The organism is Microbacterium sp. MRS-1 (assembly GCF_000585455.1).
Lineage (GTDB): Bacteria > Actinomycetota > Actinomycetes > Actinomycetales > Microbacteriaceae > Microbacterium > Microbacterium laevaniformans.
Genome location: NZ_JAUF01000009.1, coordinates 1 through 17086, shown reverse-complemented (window position 1 = coordinate 17086; position 17086 = coordinate 1). Strand labels below are relative to the sequence as shown.

Below are 17086 nucleotides of genomic sequence, written 5' to 3'. Positions count from 1 at the left end.
CCGGCCGGCGCCATTCGCTCGACGACCGGGACGAAGCACCTGGCGTGACCCCCCCCCCCCCCGCGAGCCGACAGACCAGCCGGCTCGGCCGAGCCCGCTCGGCGCGCGGCCCGGCCGGCCACCCACCCACCCGAACTGCAAGGGATGCGGGGCGACACGCCGCTGCATCCGCGCATCACACCGCGTGTCGGCGCAGAGGCCTTGCAGTTCGGTCAGCGGCGCGCCGCCGCCACAGCCCGCGCCGGCACCACAGACGGCCCGCCACGGCGACAGCGGGACTCAGCGCTGGCGACGCTCGCGCACCCGCATGTTGACGACGATCGGCGTGCCCTCGAAGCCGAAGATCTCGCGCAGGCGCCGCTGGATGAACCGCCGGTAGCCCGGGTCGAGGAACCCGGTGGTGAACAGCACGAAGGTCGGCGGACGTGTGCCCGCCTGCGTGCCGAACAGGATGCGCGGCTGCTTGCCGCCGCGCAGCGGATGCGGGTGCTCGGCGATGAGCTCGGCGAGGAAGGCGTTGAACTTCCCGGTCGGAATGCGCTGGTCCCACGACTCCAGCGCCGTCTCCAACGCCGGGACGAGCTTGTCGAGGTGACGGCCGGTGCGCGCGGAGATGTTCACACGCGGAGCCCACGCGACGTGCGCGAGGTCCTGCTCGATCTCGCGCTCGAGGTAGCGGCGCCGATCGGAGTTCTCCATGTCGTCGTCGTTCAGGCGGTCCCACTTGTTGAAGGCGAGCACGAGCGCGCGGCCCGACTCGAGCACCAAGTCGATGATGTTGAGGTCCTGCACGCTGATCGACTGCGAGACATCGAGCACGACGACAGCCACTTCGGCCTTCTCGAGCGCGGCGGAGGTGCGCAGCGACGCGTAGAAGTCGGCCCCCTGCTGCAGGTGCACACGGCGACGGATGCCGGCGGTGTCGACGAAGCGCCACAGCTTGCCGCCGAGCTCGACGATCTCATCCACCGGGTCGCGGGTCGTGCCGGCGAGCTCGTTGACGACGACGCGCTCCTCACCGGCGGCCTTGTTCAGCAGTGACGACTTGCCGACGTTGGGGCGGCCGAGGATCGCGACGCGACGCGGTCCCCCGAGCTCGCCCTTGGCGACGGCCGAGACCTCGGGCAGCACCTTTATGACCTCGTCGAGCAGGTCGGCGACTCCGCGACCGTGGATGGCCGACACGGGGTGCGGCTCGCCCAGGCCCAGGTTCCACAGCGCCGCAGCCTCGGGCTCCTGGCGGGCATCGTCGATCTTGTTGGCAACGAGGAAGACGGGCTTCTTGGTCGTGCGCAGCAGCTTCACGACGGCCTCGTCGGTCGCCGTGGCGCCGACCATGGCGTCGACGACGAACAGCACGACGTCGCAGAGGTCGATGGCGACCTCTGCCTGCGCGGCGACGGAGCGGTCGATGCCGCGGGCGTCGGGCTCCCACCCGCCGGTGTCGACGAGCGAGAAACGGCGGTCCATCCACTCGGCCTTGTAGGTGACGCGGTCTCGCGTCACGCCCGGGGTGTCTTCGACGACCGCTTCGCGGCGGCCGAGGATGCGGTTCACGAGCGCCGACTTGCCGACGTTCGGCCGTCCGACGATCGCGACGACCGGCAGCGCGGGCAGCATCTCGACGACCTCGCCGCCGGCGGTGAAGCCCGCGAGCAGGTCGTCGTCCTCATCGTCCAGGTCGTAGTCGGCGAGCGAGGCGCGCAGCGCCGCCGCCCGCTGTTCCGCGAGTTCCTCGTCGAGGTTCGCGAGCTTCTCCTCGATCTGGTCGGGACCGGCCTCGTACTCGTCTTCAGCGGCCATCGTGGTTCTCCTGTGGGGTGGGGTCAGTCGCAGAGATCACGTCGAGGACGGCCTCCACGGTCTGAGCGAAATCAAGTTCGGTCGAATCGACGACCGTGACGCCGTCGGCGGCGGTGAGGAAGTCGACGACGGTGCTGTCGGCGGCATCCCGACGGTGAAGTGCCGCGGCGACGGCATCGGCATCCTCGCCGGACAGCTCGGCGCTGCGCCGGGCGGCGCGCACCTCGGGTGCGGCGGTAAGGAGGATCCGCACCGCCGCATCGGGGGCGACCACGGTCGTGATGTCGCGGCCTTCCACGACGACACCGGGCCGGCCCGAGTCGCGGACGAGCCGGCGGAACAACTCGTTGACCTGCGCGCGGACGGCGGGAACGCGGGCGACACCGCTGACGGCGGCGGTCACCCGCGGCTCACGAATGGCGGCGGTCACGTCGGCCTGCCCCACCCGCACCCAGTAGTCGTCGGGGTCGAGCGAGATGGCGTAGGGGAACTCGGATGCCGCAGCCACCACGACGGCTTCGTCCGCCGTGTCGGAGGCAGCGCCCGTCCCCCGCGCCAGCACGTGCCACGCGAGCGCGCGGTAGGCGGCGCCGGTGTCGAGGTAGCCGTAGCCGAGGGCGCGCGCCACCTGCTTGGACACGCTGGACTTGCCCGAGCCCGCGGGCCCGTCGATGGCGATCGTGACGGTCATGAGGGCAGGCTCGCGATCTTCCAGCCGCGCGCCGTCAGGCCGTCCTCGGCGTGACGGAGGATCGTCGGGTCGACACTGATCTCGGCCAGACCGAACTGCGCACCGGGCGAATGCTCCAGGCGCAGGTCTTCGACGTTGACGCCGAGCTCGCCGAGCTCGCCGAACAGGCGACCGAGCTGACCCGGCGTGTCGTCGACCATGACGACGAGGCTCTCGTACCGGCGGTTCTGTCCGTGCTTGCCGGGAAGACGCTCCACGCCGTCGTTGCCACGCCGGATCGTGTCGGCGACGGCACGCCGTGCGCCGGGCGCGTCGGGGGCGCGCAACGCGTCGGCGACGGCGCGCAGATCGTCGGAGAGCGCGTCGAGCACGTCGACGACCGGGGCCGCGTTCGCGCCGAGGATCTGCACCCACAGCTCGGGCGCCGAGGCCGCGATGCGCGTCGTGTCGCGCACGCCCTGTCCGGCCAGCCGCAGCGAGCCGTCGGGCGCGTCGACGAACCGGCCCGCGAGCAGCGATGCCACCAGCTGCGGCACGTGCGACACGAGCGCGACGGCGCGGTCGTGCTCTTCGGGCGTCATCTCGATGGGCGTCGCACCGAGGTCGAGGGCGAGCCCCTCGACGAGGGCGAGATCGGATGCCGGGGTCTCGGCATCACGGCACACGACCCACGGACGACCCACGAAGATGTCCGCGCGCGCCGAGATGGCCCCGCCGCGTTCGCGCCCGGCCATCGGATGCGAGCCGATGTAGTGCGTGAGGTCGACGCCGCGTCGGCGCAGTTCGCGGAGCGGATCGAGCTTCACGCTCGCGACATCGGTGACGACGGCATCCGGGAACGCGGCGAGTTCGCGCTCGACGACGTCGGCGACGACGTCCGGCGGGACGGCGACGACCACGAGCAGCGGGCGGTCACCGTCGGCGGCCGCGCGACCCGCGCCGTAGTCGACGGCGAGCCGCAGCTGCGCGGGCGACGCGTCGGCGAGCGCGACGTCGACGCCGATCGCGCGCAACGCATGGCCGATGCTGGCACCGAGCAGCCCGGCACCGACGATCCGGACCGTGCCGGAGGTGCGGGCCGCGCGGGTGCGCAGATCGGCAACGGCCTGTTCGGTCACTGTTCTCCGCCTCAGCTGTCCCCGGGCGGCGTGGGCGCCGCCTGGCGCGCCACGGTGAGCAGTGCGCCGCGTTCCACTGTAGTCAACTCGCGGGCCCGCCCCGCCGGGAGGGTTCCCAGGTGGAGCGGCCCGAACTGACGTCGCACGAGGTCGACGACGGGGTGGCCGACGGCTGCCATCATGCGCCGGACGATGCGGTTGCGCCCGGAGTGCAACGTGAGCTCCACCAGAGAGGTGCCGCCGGAGGTGTCGAGCAGGCGCGCCTTGTCGGCGGCGATGGGTCCGTCCTCCAAGTCGACGCCCGCGGTCAGCTGCGCGATCGTCTGGGCGGTCACGCGACCGGTGACCTTCGCGATGTAGACCTTGGTGACGCCGAACGAGGGGTGGGCCAGCACATGGGCGAGCTCGCCGTCGTTGGTCAGCACGAGCAGTCCCGAGGTCTCGGCATCCAGCCGGCCGACGTTGTAGAGCCGCTCGTCCCAGTCCTTCGTGAAACGGCGGAGGTCGGGGCGGCCCTGCTCGTCCTTCATCGACGAGACGACGCCGGTCGGCTTGTTGAGCATGACGTAGCGCTTGGTGGTGTCGAGTTGGATCGCTGTGCCGTCCACATCGACGAGGTCGGATGCCGGGTCGATGCGGCGTCCGAGCTCGGTGACGACCTCTCCGTTCACCCGGATCCGGCCCTCCACGATGTACTGCTCGCAGACCCGACGCGAGGCGACTCCGGCATTGGCGAGCACCTTCTGCAGGCGCACGCCCTCGGCATCCGGTGTGTTCGTCATCGCAGCACCTCCGCATCGAAACCGTCCGAGCCGTCGTCGAGCAGCGGCGAGATGTGCGGCAGCTCGTCGAGGGAGTTGATGCCCAGGTTCACCAGCAGCGCGTCGGTCGTGCCGTAGTTGATCGCGCCGGTCTCGGGGTCGGTGAACAGCTCGGTGATGAGGCCTCGCGCCAGCAGCGTGCGCACCACCGAGTCGACGTTGACGGCGCGGATCGAGGCGACCTGGCTGCGAGTGACGGGCTGCTTGTACGCGATGACGGCGAGCGTCTCCAGCGCCGCCTGCGACAGGCGCGACGGGGCCTGGCCGCCGACGTACTCGGCGATGAGGTCGTCGTGCTCATCGCGCACGTACAGCCGCCAGCCGCCACCCACTTCGCGAAGCTCGAAACCACGGCGAGGACCGCCCGTCTCGCCGTCGTAGTCGGCGACGAGTCCCTCGACGGCCTGACGCACGGCCGGCACCGGGGCGCCGACGGCGGCGGCGAGGGCGACGAGGCTCTGCGGCTCGTCGACGATCAGCAGGATGGCCTCGATGCGGCGCGCGACGTCAGCGGGCACCTGTGAGCGCACCGGTGGGGCGGTGTCGCTGTCGGTCTCAGTGGTCATAGTCGGCTCCCAGGGTGGCGAGGTTCTCTTCGGACCACCGCTCGGCGGTCCAGCGCAGGGTGAGCTCGCCGAGCGGCTCGAGCTGCTCGAACGAGAGGGCGGCGTGGCGGTAGAGCTCGAGCACCGCGAGGAAGCGGGCGACGACGACGCCGGTCTGTGCGACCCCGGCGACGAGCTCCCGGAAGTTGAGGGTTCCCGCGTCGCGCAGCAGCGTCACGACGATCGCGGCCTGCTCGCGGATGGACACGAGCGGCGCGTGGAGGTGGTCGAGTCCGACGTGCGGAATCTCCTTCGGTGCGAAGGCGAGCATCGCGAGGGCTGCGAAGTCCTCCTTGGACAGCGTCCAGACGAGCTCCGGAACGGCACGACGGTACTTCTCGTCGAGGCGCACCGCACGCACGTGCCGCCGGTCTTCGCGACGCAGGCTCCGTTCGAACCAGGCCGACACCTCTTTGAACGCCCGATACTGCAGCAGCCGCGCGAACAGCAGGTCGCGCGCCTCCAGCAGGGCGACGGACTCGGCATCCACCAGCTCGCCCTGCGGCAGCAGGCCCGCGACCTTCATGTCCAGCAGGGTCGCGGCGACGACGAGGAACTCGGATGCCTGGTCGAGCTCGTCGTCGGATTCGAGGCCCTTCAGGTACGAGATGAACTCGTCGGTGACTTTGCTGAGCGAGATCTCGGTGATGTCCAACTCGTGCGTGCCGAGCAACGTCAGCAGCAGATCGAACGGACCGTCGAAGTTGCCCAGCGAGACCCGGAACCCGGTCGGCTCGCCCTCCGGGGCGGTCGGAGTCTCGGCGGTGATGACCTCGGGGTCCTCAGGCGACGGCGCCACGAGCCACCAGCTCCCGCGCGAGGCGCAGGTAGGCCTGGGCGGCGGCGTGCTCCGGGGCGAACGTGGTGATGGGAACGCCCGACACCGACGCGTCCGGGAATTTCACCGTGCGCCCGATCACCGTCTCCAGGACGTCGTCGCCGAACGCTTCCACAACCCGCTCGAGCACCTCGCGCGAGTGGAGCGTCCGCGGGTCGTACATCGTCGCGAGCACACCGTCCAGCTCGATCGCCGGGTTGAGCCGGTCGCGCACCTTGTCGATCGTCTCGATGAGCAGGGCGACCCCGCGCAGGGCGAAGAACTCGCACTCCAGCGGGATGAGCACACCATGGCTCGCCGTGAGGGCGTTGACCGTGAGCAGTCCCAGCGACGGCTGGCAGTCGATGAGGATGACGTCGTACTCCCCCGCGACCTTGCGCAGCACGCGCGCGAGGATCGTCTCGCGGGCGACCTCGTTGACGAGGTGCACCTCCGCCGCCGACAGGTCGATGTTGGCCGGGATGACATCGAGACCCTCGACCGAGGTGTGCACGATCGTCTCGTGCGGATCGCGCTTCGTGTCCAGGAGCAGGTCGTAGATCGTGGGGATGTCGTGGGTCTGGATGCCCAGGCCCGCCGACAGCGCACCCTGGGGGTCGAAGTCGATGGCGAGCACGCGACGCCCGTACTGGGCGAGCGAGGCGGCCAGGTTGATCGTGGTCGTCGTCTTGCCGACGCCGCCCTTCTGGTTGCAGAGGGCGATGATGCGCGCGGGGCCGTGCGCCGACAGCGGCGGCGGGGTCGGGAAGCCCTGGTACGGCCGACCGGTGGGACCGATGGGCACGTCCTCCGAGAGGGCCTTCTTCGTCCCCCGCGTCTTATCCGCCACCGACACTCCTGCTTCCTGATGCCCTTCCCAGGGCCTGACGGACCTGCGCCGCCGTGTTCCTCGATTCTCGCACAGGGTGGCGGCGGCTCAGCCGAGGCCCCGCAGGGTGTCGACGTCGACGAGCCCGGCGTGAAGCCCTCCACCGGCGATCAGCGACGGGATCGATACGGTCCGGATCTCGTTCTCGACGACGTCGCGTGCGTGCTGGAGGGATGCCGCAACCTCCGGCGATCCGGTGAGGGCGACGATCCGCGCGATGTCGTCCGCGGTGTAGCCGTCGTCGCTCAGCCACTGCTGCAGACGCAGGGTGGCGTCGGCGGCGCTCGCGCGGTTCATCCACTCCTGGGTCGTGGTGCCGTCGGCCGCCTGCGTCGTGAACAGCTGCTCGAGGATGAACCAGTCACCGGTCTCGGCGGCAGCGTTCGTCGAGCCGGCCGGCGCGCGCTCGGCCTCGAACGCACGGATCGCGGTGAGGTAGGTGGCGATCAGCTGCGAGTTGGCGAACTTGTCGCCGACGCCGGCGCGGATCGGATAGGCGAGGTAGGTCACGTTGTGCGTCTGATCGAAGCCGGCCTCGCGCATGTTGCGGAACAGCTGCGCGCAGTAGTGGCAGCCGGGATCGAGCACCTCCAGCGCCGTGGGACGCCCGGCGGTGTACCCGCCGAGGTAGGTGGCATCGGCGGGGGCGAAGTCCGCGGCATCCCAGGTGCGCAGCCGACCGGGGACCGTCGCGATCGTGTCGCCCACCGACGCGAACTCGCGGCCGAAGGCGCCGAGCACGTCGCCCTCTCCGATCGACTCCCAGAACCCGGGCTGGATGGCGTCGATCGAGCACGCCTGCGCGGCGAGGGAGCAGGCCTGCGCGTTCTGCTTGTCGCACGTGCCGTAGACGAGGAGGTTCAGGCCGCTGCGCCCGACGAGATAGAGGCTGACGATGAGGCTCAGCACCATGAGCCAGGCGAGGACCTCGATCGCGATGCTGGCCGGCCGTACGAGGCGGGGCGCGCGCACCGCCAGGGGCGCCAGGAGCGAGTTCTTGACGTCGTCGCGGAAGGTCGTGTCGCACGGGCGCAGCGTCACTCGGCGCCACGCGCACCCCCACGCCTTCCCGAGGAGCTTGCGATATTTCGCCGATACGGCAGAGAGCACGAGCACGACGAAGAACGCGACGATGCAGACCACGTCACAGTCCCTTCATCATCGCGGTCATGACCTCGAGGGTGCGGTCGATGTCCGCGTCGGTGTTGTGGGCGCCCACGCTGAAGCGCACGAGCGGGCCGAGGCCGCGACGCTCCAGAATCCAGTAGTGCGCGCAGAACGCGCCGCTGCGGACGGCGATGCCGCCGCGCGCGAGGAAGGCGGCGAGCCGGTGCCCGTCGACGCGCTCGGGCAGCACCGAGATCACGGGCGACGCGTCACCGATCATCTGCAGGCGCGGGAGCGCGGCGAGCCCCGCGTGCAACCGGGCACCGAGCCGCGCCTCGTGGGCGGCGAGCGTCTCTCCCGCGCCGCTGCGGAAATCGCCGCTCCACTCCAGGGCGGCGCCGAAGCCGATGATCTCCGCCCATGCCTGCAGACCCGGTTCGAGCCGAGTGTGCGGATCGGGCAGCAGTGCGAAGTCGTCGGCGGTCACGGCACTCACTTGGCCGCCGCCGACCATGACGGGCTCGAGCGAGAGCAGCAACTCACGGGTGGCGACGACGACGCCGAGCGACGGTCCGTACATCTTGTGCGCCGAGAAGCAGATCGCGTCGGCGTCGAGACCGCGCAGAGACTCCAGGGCGTGACCGGCCGCCTGCGCGGCGTCGACGATCACGATGCCGCCGACGCGGTGCACGCTGGTGATGAGTTCGCGGAGGTCCGGCGTCACCGCACCGATCACGTTGTCCATCGCCGACACGACCACGACCGCGTCGCGCATCGTCTCCGCATCGACGAGCACGCGTGCATCGTCGTCCCGCTCCACGACGACGCGAGGGATGCCGGCACGCCGCGCGGCCGCGATCGTCGAGAGGAACACCGCATTGTGCTCGGTGACGGTGGTGACGATGCGGGCGAAGCGCCCGGGCGCCAGCGCCGACAGGAGCAGGTTGAGTCCGTAGGTGGTGTTCAGCGTGAAGGCGCACGAGTAGTGGCGAGGTGACAGTCCCAGGGCGGCGAGCGTCCGTTCTCGCACCCGTGCCACCTCGGCATCCACCCGCCGCCCCGCGTCATAGCGCACACGCCCGCCGCAGGCGTAGAGGTGCAGGTAGTAGTCCTGGACGGCGTCGATCACCGGCTGGGGTCGCAGCGTCTGGCAGGCGGAGTCGAGGTAGACCTCGTCGCTGTCCAGATAGTCGAAACCCGGACGGTCCGCGGATCTCGCCTCGGCAACGCGGGTGACGGGCGCTTCCTCGGCGCGCCGACCGAAGAGCCCTCGTCGGGTCGGGCGGCGCGCGGCATCCATGCCGCCATTGTGGTCGGACCTCCCCTTCCCGCGGCGGCGCTCCGGCCGTGAAAGATCCGGGCGCCGCCGAGGCTCAGATGAGGCTGCCGATGACGTCCAGCCGCAGCTGGGCCGCCACCGCGATCACGAGGTAGTCCAGCACGACGACCAGAGGCAGCCACGACAGCACCACGGCGCCGATGCGCCGCGCGACGTCCGCGCCGCCCCAGACGCCGTCGGCGAGAGTCCAGCCCAGCACCGTCCAGAACAGCGGGATCGTCACGAGCCAGATCACCATGCACCAGGGGCAGAGCGACCCGTACTCGAAGACGCTGCGGTACGCGAGCACGTGCACGAACACGAACGCGCCCGCGACGAAGATCGCATACACCCGCCAGAACCAGGTGCGCAGCCCCGCGGGGGCGGCCAGTGCCGAGACGCCCGCATAGATGGGCCCGAAGAACAGCATGATGCCGATGATCGCGTTGCTGAATCCCAGCAGGTTGCCCCCCGGTGACAGCAGGTTCGGGCCGCACGTCACGATCGGGCTGATGCTGCAGCTGATGAGCGGCGTCCCGCCCGTCAACTGGCCGATGTACTCGAGGTACAGCAGGAACGCGACGATACCGCCGAGTGCTCCGGCGACGATCCACCAGATCGCCAGGCCCCGCCGCGGACGGTGGAGGCGAGGCGCCGCGGGAGCGGTCGCGAGGGGAGAAGGCGCAACGATCATGGCGCCATCGTCTCTCGCCGCGGGTCGCCGTGCGGTCTGGATGCGCCGGATTTATCCCGCCGACATGGCCCGATTGCGGCCGTGGGAGAGTCAGCGCGCCCGCGGGTGCGACGTGAGGTACACGTCACGCAGGGCGTCGACGGTCACGTGCGTGTAGATCTGCGTCGTCGCGACGGAGGCGTGACCGAGCATCTCCTGTACGACGCGCACATCGGCCCCGCCCTGGAGGAGGTGCGTCGCGAACGAGTGCCGGAAGGTGTGCGGCGAGACGTGCGCCTGCAGGCCGGCGCGCTCGGCCGCCGCCTGGATGATCAGCCACGCGCCCTGGCGCGACAGCGGCGCCCCCCGCGCGCCGAGGAACAGGCGCGGGCTCGCGTGCCCGCGACGTGAGAGTTCCGGGCGAGAACGGGCCAGATAGGCGTCAACGGCGGCGCGGGCGTACGAGCCGACCGGGACGATGCGCTCCTTCTGCCCCTTTCCGCGCACGCGCAGCAGTTCGGTGTCGCCCGCGATGTCGTCGACGTCGAGCTGCATCAGCTCCGAGACGCGCGCGCCGGTGGCGTAGAGCAGTTCGAGCAGAGCGCGGTCGCGAAGGCGGATCGCATCGGTCTCGGTGGCGATGCCGGGCGCAGGGCCGGCGGCATCCAGAAGCGCCGCGATCTGATCGATCGTCAACGCCTTCGGAAGGCGTTGGGGCGTCTTCGGCGGGGTCAGGCGATCGCTCGCGTCGGAGAGCTCGATCCCCTCCCGCACGAGGAAGCGGTGCAGGCCGCGCACCGACGATTGCAACCGCGCCAGAGACGTCGCCGCCGGCGGCGGATCGGCGGCAGCGCGATCCGCGGTGAACTGCGCGACGACAGCCGGGGTGATGTCGGATGTGTCCTCGACGCCCGCGGCGGCGAGCCACTCGCCATAGCCTCCGAGATCGCGCCGGTACGCCGCGACCGTGTGCTCCGAAAGGCCGCGCTCGATCGTGATGTGACGCAGATACGCGTCGATCGCACGCTCGAGCTTCACCGCATCATCCGCTCCGACGCACGCTCACCGATGCCCGTCACCGCGCGTGGCCGGATCCGTCCTCGCCGACGCTCCGTGACCGCCGCGGCCAGGGTGCGTCGCCCGGAGCCAGCGTCGCCCAGTCCCGCGCGCGGGACGCGTGGGCGGCGAGCGCCCCGACGACCAGTGACGGATTCTGCACACGGCGCGCGAGCACGGCGTCGACGACCTCATCCAGCGGCACCCACCGCACCTCGATGTCGGCTTCTTCCGCCTCCCGGGCGAACGTCTCCTCCGCCGCACGCAGATCGCGTGCGAGGTAGATGCGGATCGTCTCGTCGCTGCCGCCGGGCGAGGTCATGAACTCCCCCAGCACGTTCCAGGATGCCGCGACAAGGTCCGCTTCTTCGGCCAGCTCGCGCTGAGCCGCCACGAGCGGCGACTCACCGCCGATGTCGAGCAACCCGGCCGGGATCTCCCAGTCACGCAGCCGCACCGGGTGACGGTACTGCTTGATGAGCAGCACCCGATCGTTCTCATCGAGCGCGAACACCGCCACCGCGCCGGTGTGATCCATGTACTCCCGGACGATGGACGCCCCGTTGTAGGCGACCTCGTCGCGACGGATGTTCCACACCCGTCCGACGAACGGCGTCTCGCTGCGGACGACCTCGACCTCGACCGCCTCGTCGGTCAGTGGCCCCGCCGCCGTCGGGTCAGTCACCCTCGACCTCGAAGAGCTCGCTCGAGCGGTGCCGGTCCAGTGCCGCCGCGATGAGCCCGCGGAACAGAGGGTTCGCCTCGGTCGGCCGCGAACGCAGCTCGGGGTGTGCCTGCGTGGCGATGTAGTACGGGTGCACGTCGCGCGGCAGCTCGACGTACTCGACGAGCCCGTGGTCGGGCGACAGACCCGAGAACCACATGCCGGCGCCGGCAATCTGATCGCGGTAACGGTTGTTGACCTCGTAGCGGTGGCGGTGACGCTCGCTGGCGCGCTCGGCGCCGTACACCTCGGCCGCCAGCGACCCCGCGGCCAGTTCGGCCTCGTAGAGCCCGAGCCGCATCGTGCCGCCCATGTCGCCGTGGTCGATGATGTCGACCTGCTCGGCCATCGTCGCGATCACCGGGTGCGTGGTGTCGGGATCGAACTCGCTGGAGGAGGCTCCCTCGATGCCGGCGACGTTGCGCGCGTACTCGATGACCATGCACTGCAGTCCCAGGCAGATGCCGAGGGTCGGGATGCCCTGCTCGCGGGCGAAGCGCAGGGCGCCGAGCTTGCCCTCGATGCCGCGGATGCCGAAGCCACCGGGAACGACGATGCCGTCGAGCGCGCCGAGCGCCTTCTCCGCGCCCTCCGGCGTCTCGCAGAGGTCGGAGGCGATCCACTGGACCTGCACCTTGGTCTCCTGCGCGAAACCACCGGCCTTGAGCGCCTCGGTGACCGACAGGTAGGCGTCGGGCAGGTCGATGTACTTGCCTACGAGACCGATCGTCACCTCGTGCTTGGGGTTGTGCACGGCGTTGAGGACCTTGCTCCAGCGCGTCCAGTCGACCTCGGCCGCCTTGGCGCCGAGACCGAGCGCATCGACGATGTAGCTGTCGAGGCCCTGCTCGTTGAGCATCGTGGGGATGTCGTAGATGGAGGGCACGTCGATCGCGTTGACCACGGCATCCTCGTCCACGTCGCACATCAGCGCGATCTTGCGCTTGTTCGACTCGGTGACGGGGCGGTCGCTGCGCAGCACGAGAGCGTCGGGCTGGATGCCGATCGAACGCAGGGCCGCCACGGAGTGCTGGGTGGGCTTGGTCTTCTGCTCGCCCGACGCGCCCATGAACGGCACGAGCGACACGTGCACGAAGAACACGTTCTTGCGTCCGAGCTCATGGCGGATCTGACGCGCCGACTCGATGAACGGCTGCGACTCGATGTCGCCGACGGTGCCGCCGATCTCGGTGATGATCACGTCGGGCTTGGGCGTCTCGTCGGCCTGCAGGCGCATGCGGCGCTTGATCTCGTCGGTGATGTGCGGGATGACCTGCACCGTGTCGCCGAGGTATTCGCCGCGGCGCTCGCGCGCGATCACCTGGGAGTAGATCTGCCCCGTGGTCACGTTGGCGGCCTGACTCAGCTCGATGTCGAGAAAGCGCTCGTAGTGCCCGATGTCGAGGTCGGTCTCCGCACCGTCGTCGGTGACGAACACCTCGCCGTGCTGGAACGGGTTCATCGTGCCCGGGTCGACGTTCAGGTACGGGTCGAGCTTCTGCATCACCACGCGCAGTCCGCGCGCCGTCAGCAGATTGCCCAGAGACGCGGCGGTCAGACCCTTCCCCAAAGACGAAACGACACCGCCCGTCACGAAGATGTGCTTGGTGGTGTCGCTTGAAGTCTTGCCCGCCGTCTTACCTGCTGAATGAGTGTCCGTCACGGGCTTTCATCCTATCAGTCCGGAGTGGCCGAGGCTCAGAAGCTCCCGGGCGTGCTCGAGTGCGGTCGTCGAATCGGCCAGCCCCGACAGCAGTCGCGCCATCTCGGCCTCACGGTCCGCGCCGGTGAGCGCGCGCACGCTCGAGGCGGTGACCGAGCCGTCGCCGGCTTTGACCACGCTGAGGTGGTTCGAGGCGAAGGCCGCCACCTGGGCGAGGTGGGTGACGACGATGACCTGACTCGTCTCGGCGAGGCGTGCGAGGCGGCGACCCACCTCGATCGCGGCGGCGCCGCCGATCCCGGCATCCACTTCGTCGAACACGAAGGTGGGCACACCGCCGGTGCCCGCGATGACCACCTCGATCGCGAGCATGACGCGGCTGAGCTCGCCCCCGGATGCGCTCTTGGCGACCGGGCGGGGCTCGGCGCCCGGGTGCGGCGCCAGCAGAATCGTCACCTCGTCCCGGCCGGATGCCGACGCCCCACCCTCCTCGACGGCGACGACGACGCGTGCGTCGGGCAGCGCGAGCGCGTGCAGCTCCTCGGTGACGGCGGTCGCGAGCCGCTCCGCCGCCGCGCGACGAGCGGCCGTGAGTCGTTCGGCGGCCGCGTCCAGGACGGCCGCGGCGTCGCGCTCGTCGCCGCGGAGACGCGCGATGCGCTCTCCGTCGTCGTCGAGCTCGGCGAGACGGAACGCGCCCGATCGAGCCAGCTCGAGTGCGGCTTCCAGGCTGCCGTGGGCACGCACGATGCTCGTCACGGCGGCCCGGCGCTCCTCGACCGCGGCGAGTTCGTGGGGGCCTGCATCGTCCAGATCCGCCAGGTACGCGCTCAGCTCGGTGGCGAGATCAGCGACCCGATACGAGATGTCGTCGAGGATCGCTGCATGGGCGGCCAGCACGGTGTCGGCGCGGACCACCCTCTCCAGCGCGCGACGCGCCTCGGCGACGAGCAGTCCCACATCGGGGACGTCACCGCCGCCCGACAGCGCATCGTGGGCGATGGCGGCCGCCTGGCGCAGTTCCTCGACGTTCGACAGTCGTTCGGCACGTTGGGCGAGCTCGATGTCTTCGCCCGGCTGCGGATCGACCTGCTCGATCTCGGCAAGAGCAGCACGCAGCTGTTCGGCTTCGGCAGCGCGCGCCTCGGCGTTGCCGGTGATCTCCGCGATCTGGGCGGCGAGCTCACGCTGCGCGGCGTAGGCCCGCCGGTACTGCTCCAGGACGGGCCCGATCTCCGCGGCGCCGAAGCGGTCGAGCGCATCGCGCTGGGCTCCGCCCGAACGCAACCGGAGCTGATCGGACTGGCCGTGGACGACGACGAGCTGCTCGGCGAGATCGGCGAGCACGCCCGCGGGCGCGGCGCGACCGCCGACGCTCGCGCGGCTGCGTCCCTCCGCGGTGACCGTGCGGCCCAGGTACAGCTCGGCGCGCCCGTCACCGATCGGTTCGACCTCTCCCCCGGCATCCGCCACGCGGTCAGCCACGGCGCCCGACTCGGGGACCAGCCACACGCCCTCGACGGCCGCCTGGGCCGCGCCGGCGCGGACGACGCCCGAGTCGGCGCGCGCGCCGAGAAGGAGGCCGAGCCCGGTGACGACCATCGTCTTTCCGGCTCCGGTCTCTCCGGTGATGGCGGTGAAGCCGGGACCCATCGGAAGCGTCGCGTGAGCGATGACACCGAGGTCCCGAAGCGTCATCTGCTCGATCACGCGCGCCCCTCCGCGCCCATCGGCCGTGATGCTGAGGTCTCATCGGGACCGCGCCATCCGGTCACCGGCAGCTGGAACTTCCGCACCAGCCGGTCGGTGAACGGAGCCGGATGCAGGCGCGCAAGGCGCACGGGCTGCGAGGACTTGCGTACGACGACGCGAGCCCCGGGCGGCAGGTCGTGAGAGCGTCTGCCGTCGCACCACATGATTCCCGTGCCGTCCGTGCGCGCGAGCACCTCGATCGCAACAGTGGCTTCTGGTCCCACCACCAGCGGGCGCGCGAACAGCGCGTGAGCCGACAGCGGAACGACGGCGATCGCGTCGACGGTGGGCCAGATCACCGGGCCGCCGGCTGAGAAGTTGTAGGCGGTGGAGCCGGTTGGGGTGGCGATCACGACGCCGTCGCAACCGAAACTCGACAGCGGTCGGCGGTCGATCTCCATGACGACCTCCATCATCCGCTCCCGCGCCGCCTTCTCGACGGTGGCCTCGTTGAGGGCCCAGGTCTCGTAGATGACGTCTCCGCCCGCGTCCTTGACGCGCACGGAGAGCGTCATCCGCTCCTCGACCTGATAGTCGCAGGCGATGATGCGACGCATCGCATCGTCGATGTCGTCCGGATCGATCTCGGCGAGGAAGCCGACGTGCCCCATGTTGATGCCGAGGATCGGGGCGGCACCGTCGCGCACGAGCTCGGCGGCGCGCAGAATCGTGCCGTCGCCGCCCAACACCACCGCCAGCTCGATGTCGGTGACCGCGACGTCAGTCCCCAGGGCGGCGAGGGGGCCGAGATCCGACAGCGCATCCACCAGCTGCGGATCGTCCACCGCGAGCACCGGACGAGCATCGGCGGCGATGAGCGCGGCGATCACCCGCCGAGCCGCTGCCACCGTGTCGTCGCGGCGCGCGTGCGCCACGACGAGGATGGAGCGCGGCGTTGTCGGATCTGTCATACCGCTCCCGTCGCTTCGTCGATCGTCCTCAGCCATTCTGTCGGATTGCCATGGGAGGCCAGCGCGTCGCCATCATCCGGTGGACGCTGATCGCGCGGGCGCAGGTGGACGAGGTACTCGTGATTGCCGTGCGTGCCGGCGAGGGGCGAAGAGATGAATCCCGCCGTCGCCAGCCCCGCATCCCACGCAGCCCACAGCACCCCGGCCGCAGCGTCGGCGCGAGCCGCGGCATCCGTGACCAGGCCCTCACGCACACCGGTGCGCCCCACCTCGAACTGCGGCTTGATCAGCAGGATGATGTCGCTGTGCGCCGGCGCGACAGCCGCGATGGCCGGCATCACCAGCGTGAGCGAAATGAACGACAAGTCCGCAACGATCACATCGGGGTGGATGGGAAAGCCGGCCGCGTCGGACACCGACGCGGCCGTCATGTACCGGACATTGAACCCCTCCACGACGCAGACGCCCGCATCGCTTCGGATCAAGGGAGCCAACTGGTCGTGGCCGACGTCGACCGCGACGACCCGACTCGCTCCACGCTCGCGCAGTACCTGAGTGAACCCGCCCGTCGACGCCCCGAGGTCGAGCGCTTCGCGACCCGCGACCTCCACGTCGAAGGCGTCGAGGGCTGCCAGGAGCTTGTGTGCTGCCCGGCTCACGTAGTGATCGGCGCCGTCGACGACGAGCACAGCGTCATCCGACACCGGCGTCGACGGCTTGAGCACGTAGACACCGTCGACGGTGACCAGACCCGCCTCGATGTCGCGGGCCGCCTGCGTGCGCGACCGGGACAGCCCGCGAGAGGCCAAGGCCGCGTCGAGTCGAGCCGTCACTGCGCGCCGTCGCGCGGACCGGACTCGAGCCGGCGCGCGAGATCGTCGTGCAACGCGACATAGGCGGCCGCACGTTCAGCGAGCGGCTGCTCCTCGATCACCTCGAGCGCGGACAGCAGATCCTCGCGGCGGGCGTGCGAGTCGTCGGCGTTCATGGACATACCCTCCACGATAGTCGCCGACGCCGACACGACCGCGGCGACAGCGAAAGCTGCCGGCATCGTTCATGGCGATGCTTCGGGTCGTGTTAACGGGAAATGGCCACCCAGCGTTGGGTGGCCATTTCCTGAAAAGAAGTCCGGCGG

17 protein-coding genes are annotated in these 17086 nt (G+C 70.4%); all 17 read right to left on the bottom strand.

Annotated elements, in window-relative coordinates; genetic code table 11:
- Positions 1–279: 279 nt before the first annotated feature.
- Positions 280–1803: a ribosome biogenesis GTPase Der gene (gene der / locus AS96_RS02150; RefSeq protein ID WP_036285193.1), complete on the bottom strand. Its 1524-nt coding sequence runs from the start codon at positions 1801–1803 to the stop codon at positions 280–282.
- Positions 1793–2494: a (d)CMP kinase gene (gene cmk, locus AS96_RS02145; RefSeq protein ID WP_036285191.1), complete on the bottom strand. Its 702-nt coding sequence runs from the start codon at positions 2492–2494 to the stop codon at positions 1793–1795. Before cmk ends, der begins: the two co-directional genes overlap by 11 nt.
- Positions 2491–3612: a prephenate dehydrogenase gene (locus tag AS96_RS02140; protein WP_036285189.1), complete on the bottom strand. Its 1122-nt coding sequence runs from the start codon at positions 3610–3612 to the stop codon at positions 2491–2493. The genes cmk and AS96_RS02140 overlap by 4 nt, the downstream gene beginning before the upstream one ends.
- Before the next feature lie 11 nt (positions 3613–3623).
- Positions 3624–4394 carry a pseudouridine synthase gene (locus AS96_RS02135; RefSeq protein WP_036285188.1) on the bottom strand — a complete coding sequence of 257 codons (771 nt, stop codon included), beginning with the start codon at positions 4392–4394 and terminating at the stop codon, positions 3624–3626.
- On the bottom strand, positions 4391–4999 hold the full coding sequence (scpB, locus tag AS96_RS02130) for an SMC-Scp complex subunit ScpB (protein ID WP_036285186.1): 609 nt from the start codon (positions 4997–4999) through the stop codon (positions 4391–4393). The genes AS96_RS02135 and scpB overlap by 4 nt, the downstream gene beginning before the upstream one ends.
- On the bottom strand, positions 4989–5837 hold the full coding sequence (locus tag AS96_RS02125) for a segregation and condensation protein A (protein WP_036285184.1): 849 nt from the start codon (positions 5835–5837) through the stop codon (positions 4989–4991). The genes scpB and AS96_RS02125 overlap by 11 nt, the downstream gene beginning before the upstream one ends.
- Positions 5821–6705, bottom strand: a complete 885-nt coding sequence (locus tag AS96_RS02120; RefSeq protein ID WP_036285194.1) for a ParA family protein — start codon at positions 6703–6705, stop codon at positions 5821–5823. Before AS96_RS02120 ends, AS96_RS02125 begins: the two co-directional genes overlap by 17 nt.
- An 87-nt stretch (positions 6706–6792) precedes the next feature.
- Positions 6793–7887 carry a hypothetical protein gene (locus tag AS96_RS02115; protein WP_036285182.1) on the bottom strand — a complete coding sequence of 365 codons (1095 nt, stop codon included), beginning with the start codon at positions 7885–7887 and terminating at the stop codon, positions 6793–6795.
- A gap of 1 nt (position 7888) precedes the next feature.
- The gene (locus tag AS96_RS02110; protein ID WP_036285180.1) at positions 7889–9151 is read right to left on the bottom strand and encodes an aminotransferase class V-fold PLP-dependent enzyme; all 1263 of its coding nucleotides are present in this window, start codon (positions 9149–9151) and stop codon (positions 7889–7891) included.
- A gap of 73 nt (positions 9152–9224) precedes the next feature.
- Positions 9225–9863, bottom strand: coding sequence for a vitamin K epoxide reductase family protein (locus tag AS96_RS02105; RefSeq protein WP_036285177.1), 639 nt, complete (start codon positions 9861–9863; stop codon positions 9225–9227).
- Between the two features lie 90 nt (positions 9864–9953).
- Positions 9954–10880: a site-specific tyrosine recombinase XerD gene (xerD, locus tag AS96_RS02100; RefSeq protein ID WP_036285174.1), complete on the bottom strand. Its 927-nt coding sequence runs from the start codon at positions 10878–10880 to the stop codon at positions 9954–9956.
- Between the two features lie 37 nt (positions 10881–10917).
- The gene (locus AS96_RS02095; RefSeq protein ID WP_036285171.1) at positions 10918–11583 is read right to left on the bottom strand and encodes an NUDIX domain-containing protein; all 666 of its coding nucleotides are present in this window, start codon (positions 11581–11583) and stop codon (positions 10918–10920) included.
- Positions 11576–13285 (bottom strand): CTP synthase, encoded by a 1710-nt coding sequence (locus AS96_RS02090; protein WP_036285168.1) that lies wholly within the window; start codon positions 13283–13285, stop codon positions 11576–11578. Before AS96_RS02090 ends, AS96_RS02095 begins: the two co-directional genes overlap by 8 nt.
- Positions 13286–13291: 6 nt before the next feature.
- Positions 13292–14995, bottom strand: a complete 1704-nt coding sequence (gene recN, locus AS96_RS02085) for a DNA repair protein RecN (protein WP_036285165.1) — start codon at positions 14993–14995, stop codon at positions 13292–13294.
- Entirely contained in the window at positions 14992–15948 is a 957-nt protein-coding gene (locus tag AS96_RS02080) for an NAD kinase (RefSeq protein WP_036285162.1), read from the bottom strand. Before AS96_RS02080 ends, recN begins: the two co-directional genes overlap by 4 nt.
- Positions 15945–16781: a TlyA family RNA methyltransferase gene (locus AS96_RS02075; protein ID WP_036285159.1), complete on the bottom strand. Its 837-nt coding sequence runs from the start codon at positions 16779–16781 to the stop codon at positions 15945–15947. The genes AS96_RS02080 and AS96_RS02075 overlap by 4 nt, the downstream gene beginning before the upstream one ends.
- Positions 16778–16936: a hypothetical protein gene (locus AS96_RS15405; RefSeq protein WP_005055189.1), complete on the bottom strand. Its 159-nt coding sequence runs from the start codon at positions 16934–16936 to the stop codon at positions 16778–16780. The genes AS96_RS02075 and AS96_RS15405 overlap by 4 nt, the downstream gene beginning before the upstream one ends.
- Positions 16937–17086: the final 150 nt, after the last annotated feature.

What these genes read in the sequence shown, in the direction of transcription:
- cmk (WP_036285191.1), bottom strand. Translation starts at nt 2,494, where the DNA reads ATGACCGTCACGATCGCCATCGACGGGCCCGCGGGCTCGGGCAAGTCC.
- der (WP_036285193.1), bottom strand. Translation starts at nt 1,803, where the DNA reads ATGGCCGCTGAAGACGAGTACGAGGCCGGTCCCGACCAGATCGAGGAG.
- AS96_RS02105 (WP_036285177.1), bottom strand. Translation starts at nt 9,863, where the DNA reads ATGATCGTTGCGCCTTCTCCCCTCGCGACCGCTCCCGCGGCGCCTCGC.
- scpB (WP_036285186.1), bottom strand. Translation starts at nt 4,999, where the DNA reads ATGACCACTGAGACCGACAGCGACACCGCCCCACCGGTGCGCTCACAG.
- AS96_RS02110 (WP_036285180.1), bottom strand. Translation starts at nt 9,151, where the DNA reads ATGGATGCCGCGCGCCGCCCGACCCGACGAGGGCTCTTCGGTCGGCGC.
- AS96_RS15405 (WP_005055189.1), bottom strand. Translation starts at nt 16,936, where the DNA reads ATGAACGCCGACGACTCGCACGCCCGCCGCGAGGATCTGCTGTCCGCG.
- AS96_RS02135 (WP_036285188.1), bottom strand. Translation starts at nt 4,394, where the DNA reads ATGACGAACACACCGGATGCCGAGGGCGTGCGCCTGCAGAAGGTGCTC.
- AS96_RS02080 (WP_036285162.1), bottom strand. Translation starts at nt 15,948, where the DNA reads ATGACAGATCCGACAACGCCGCGCTCCATCCTCGTCGTGGCGCACGCG.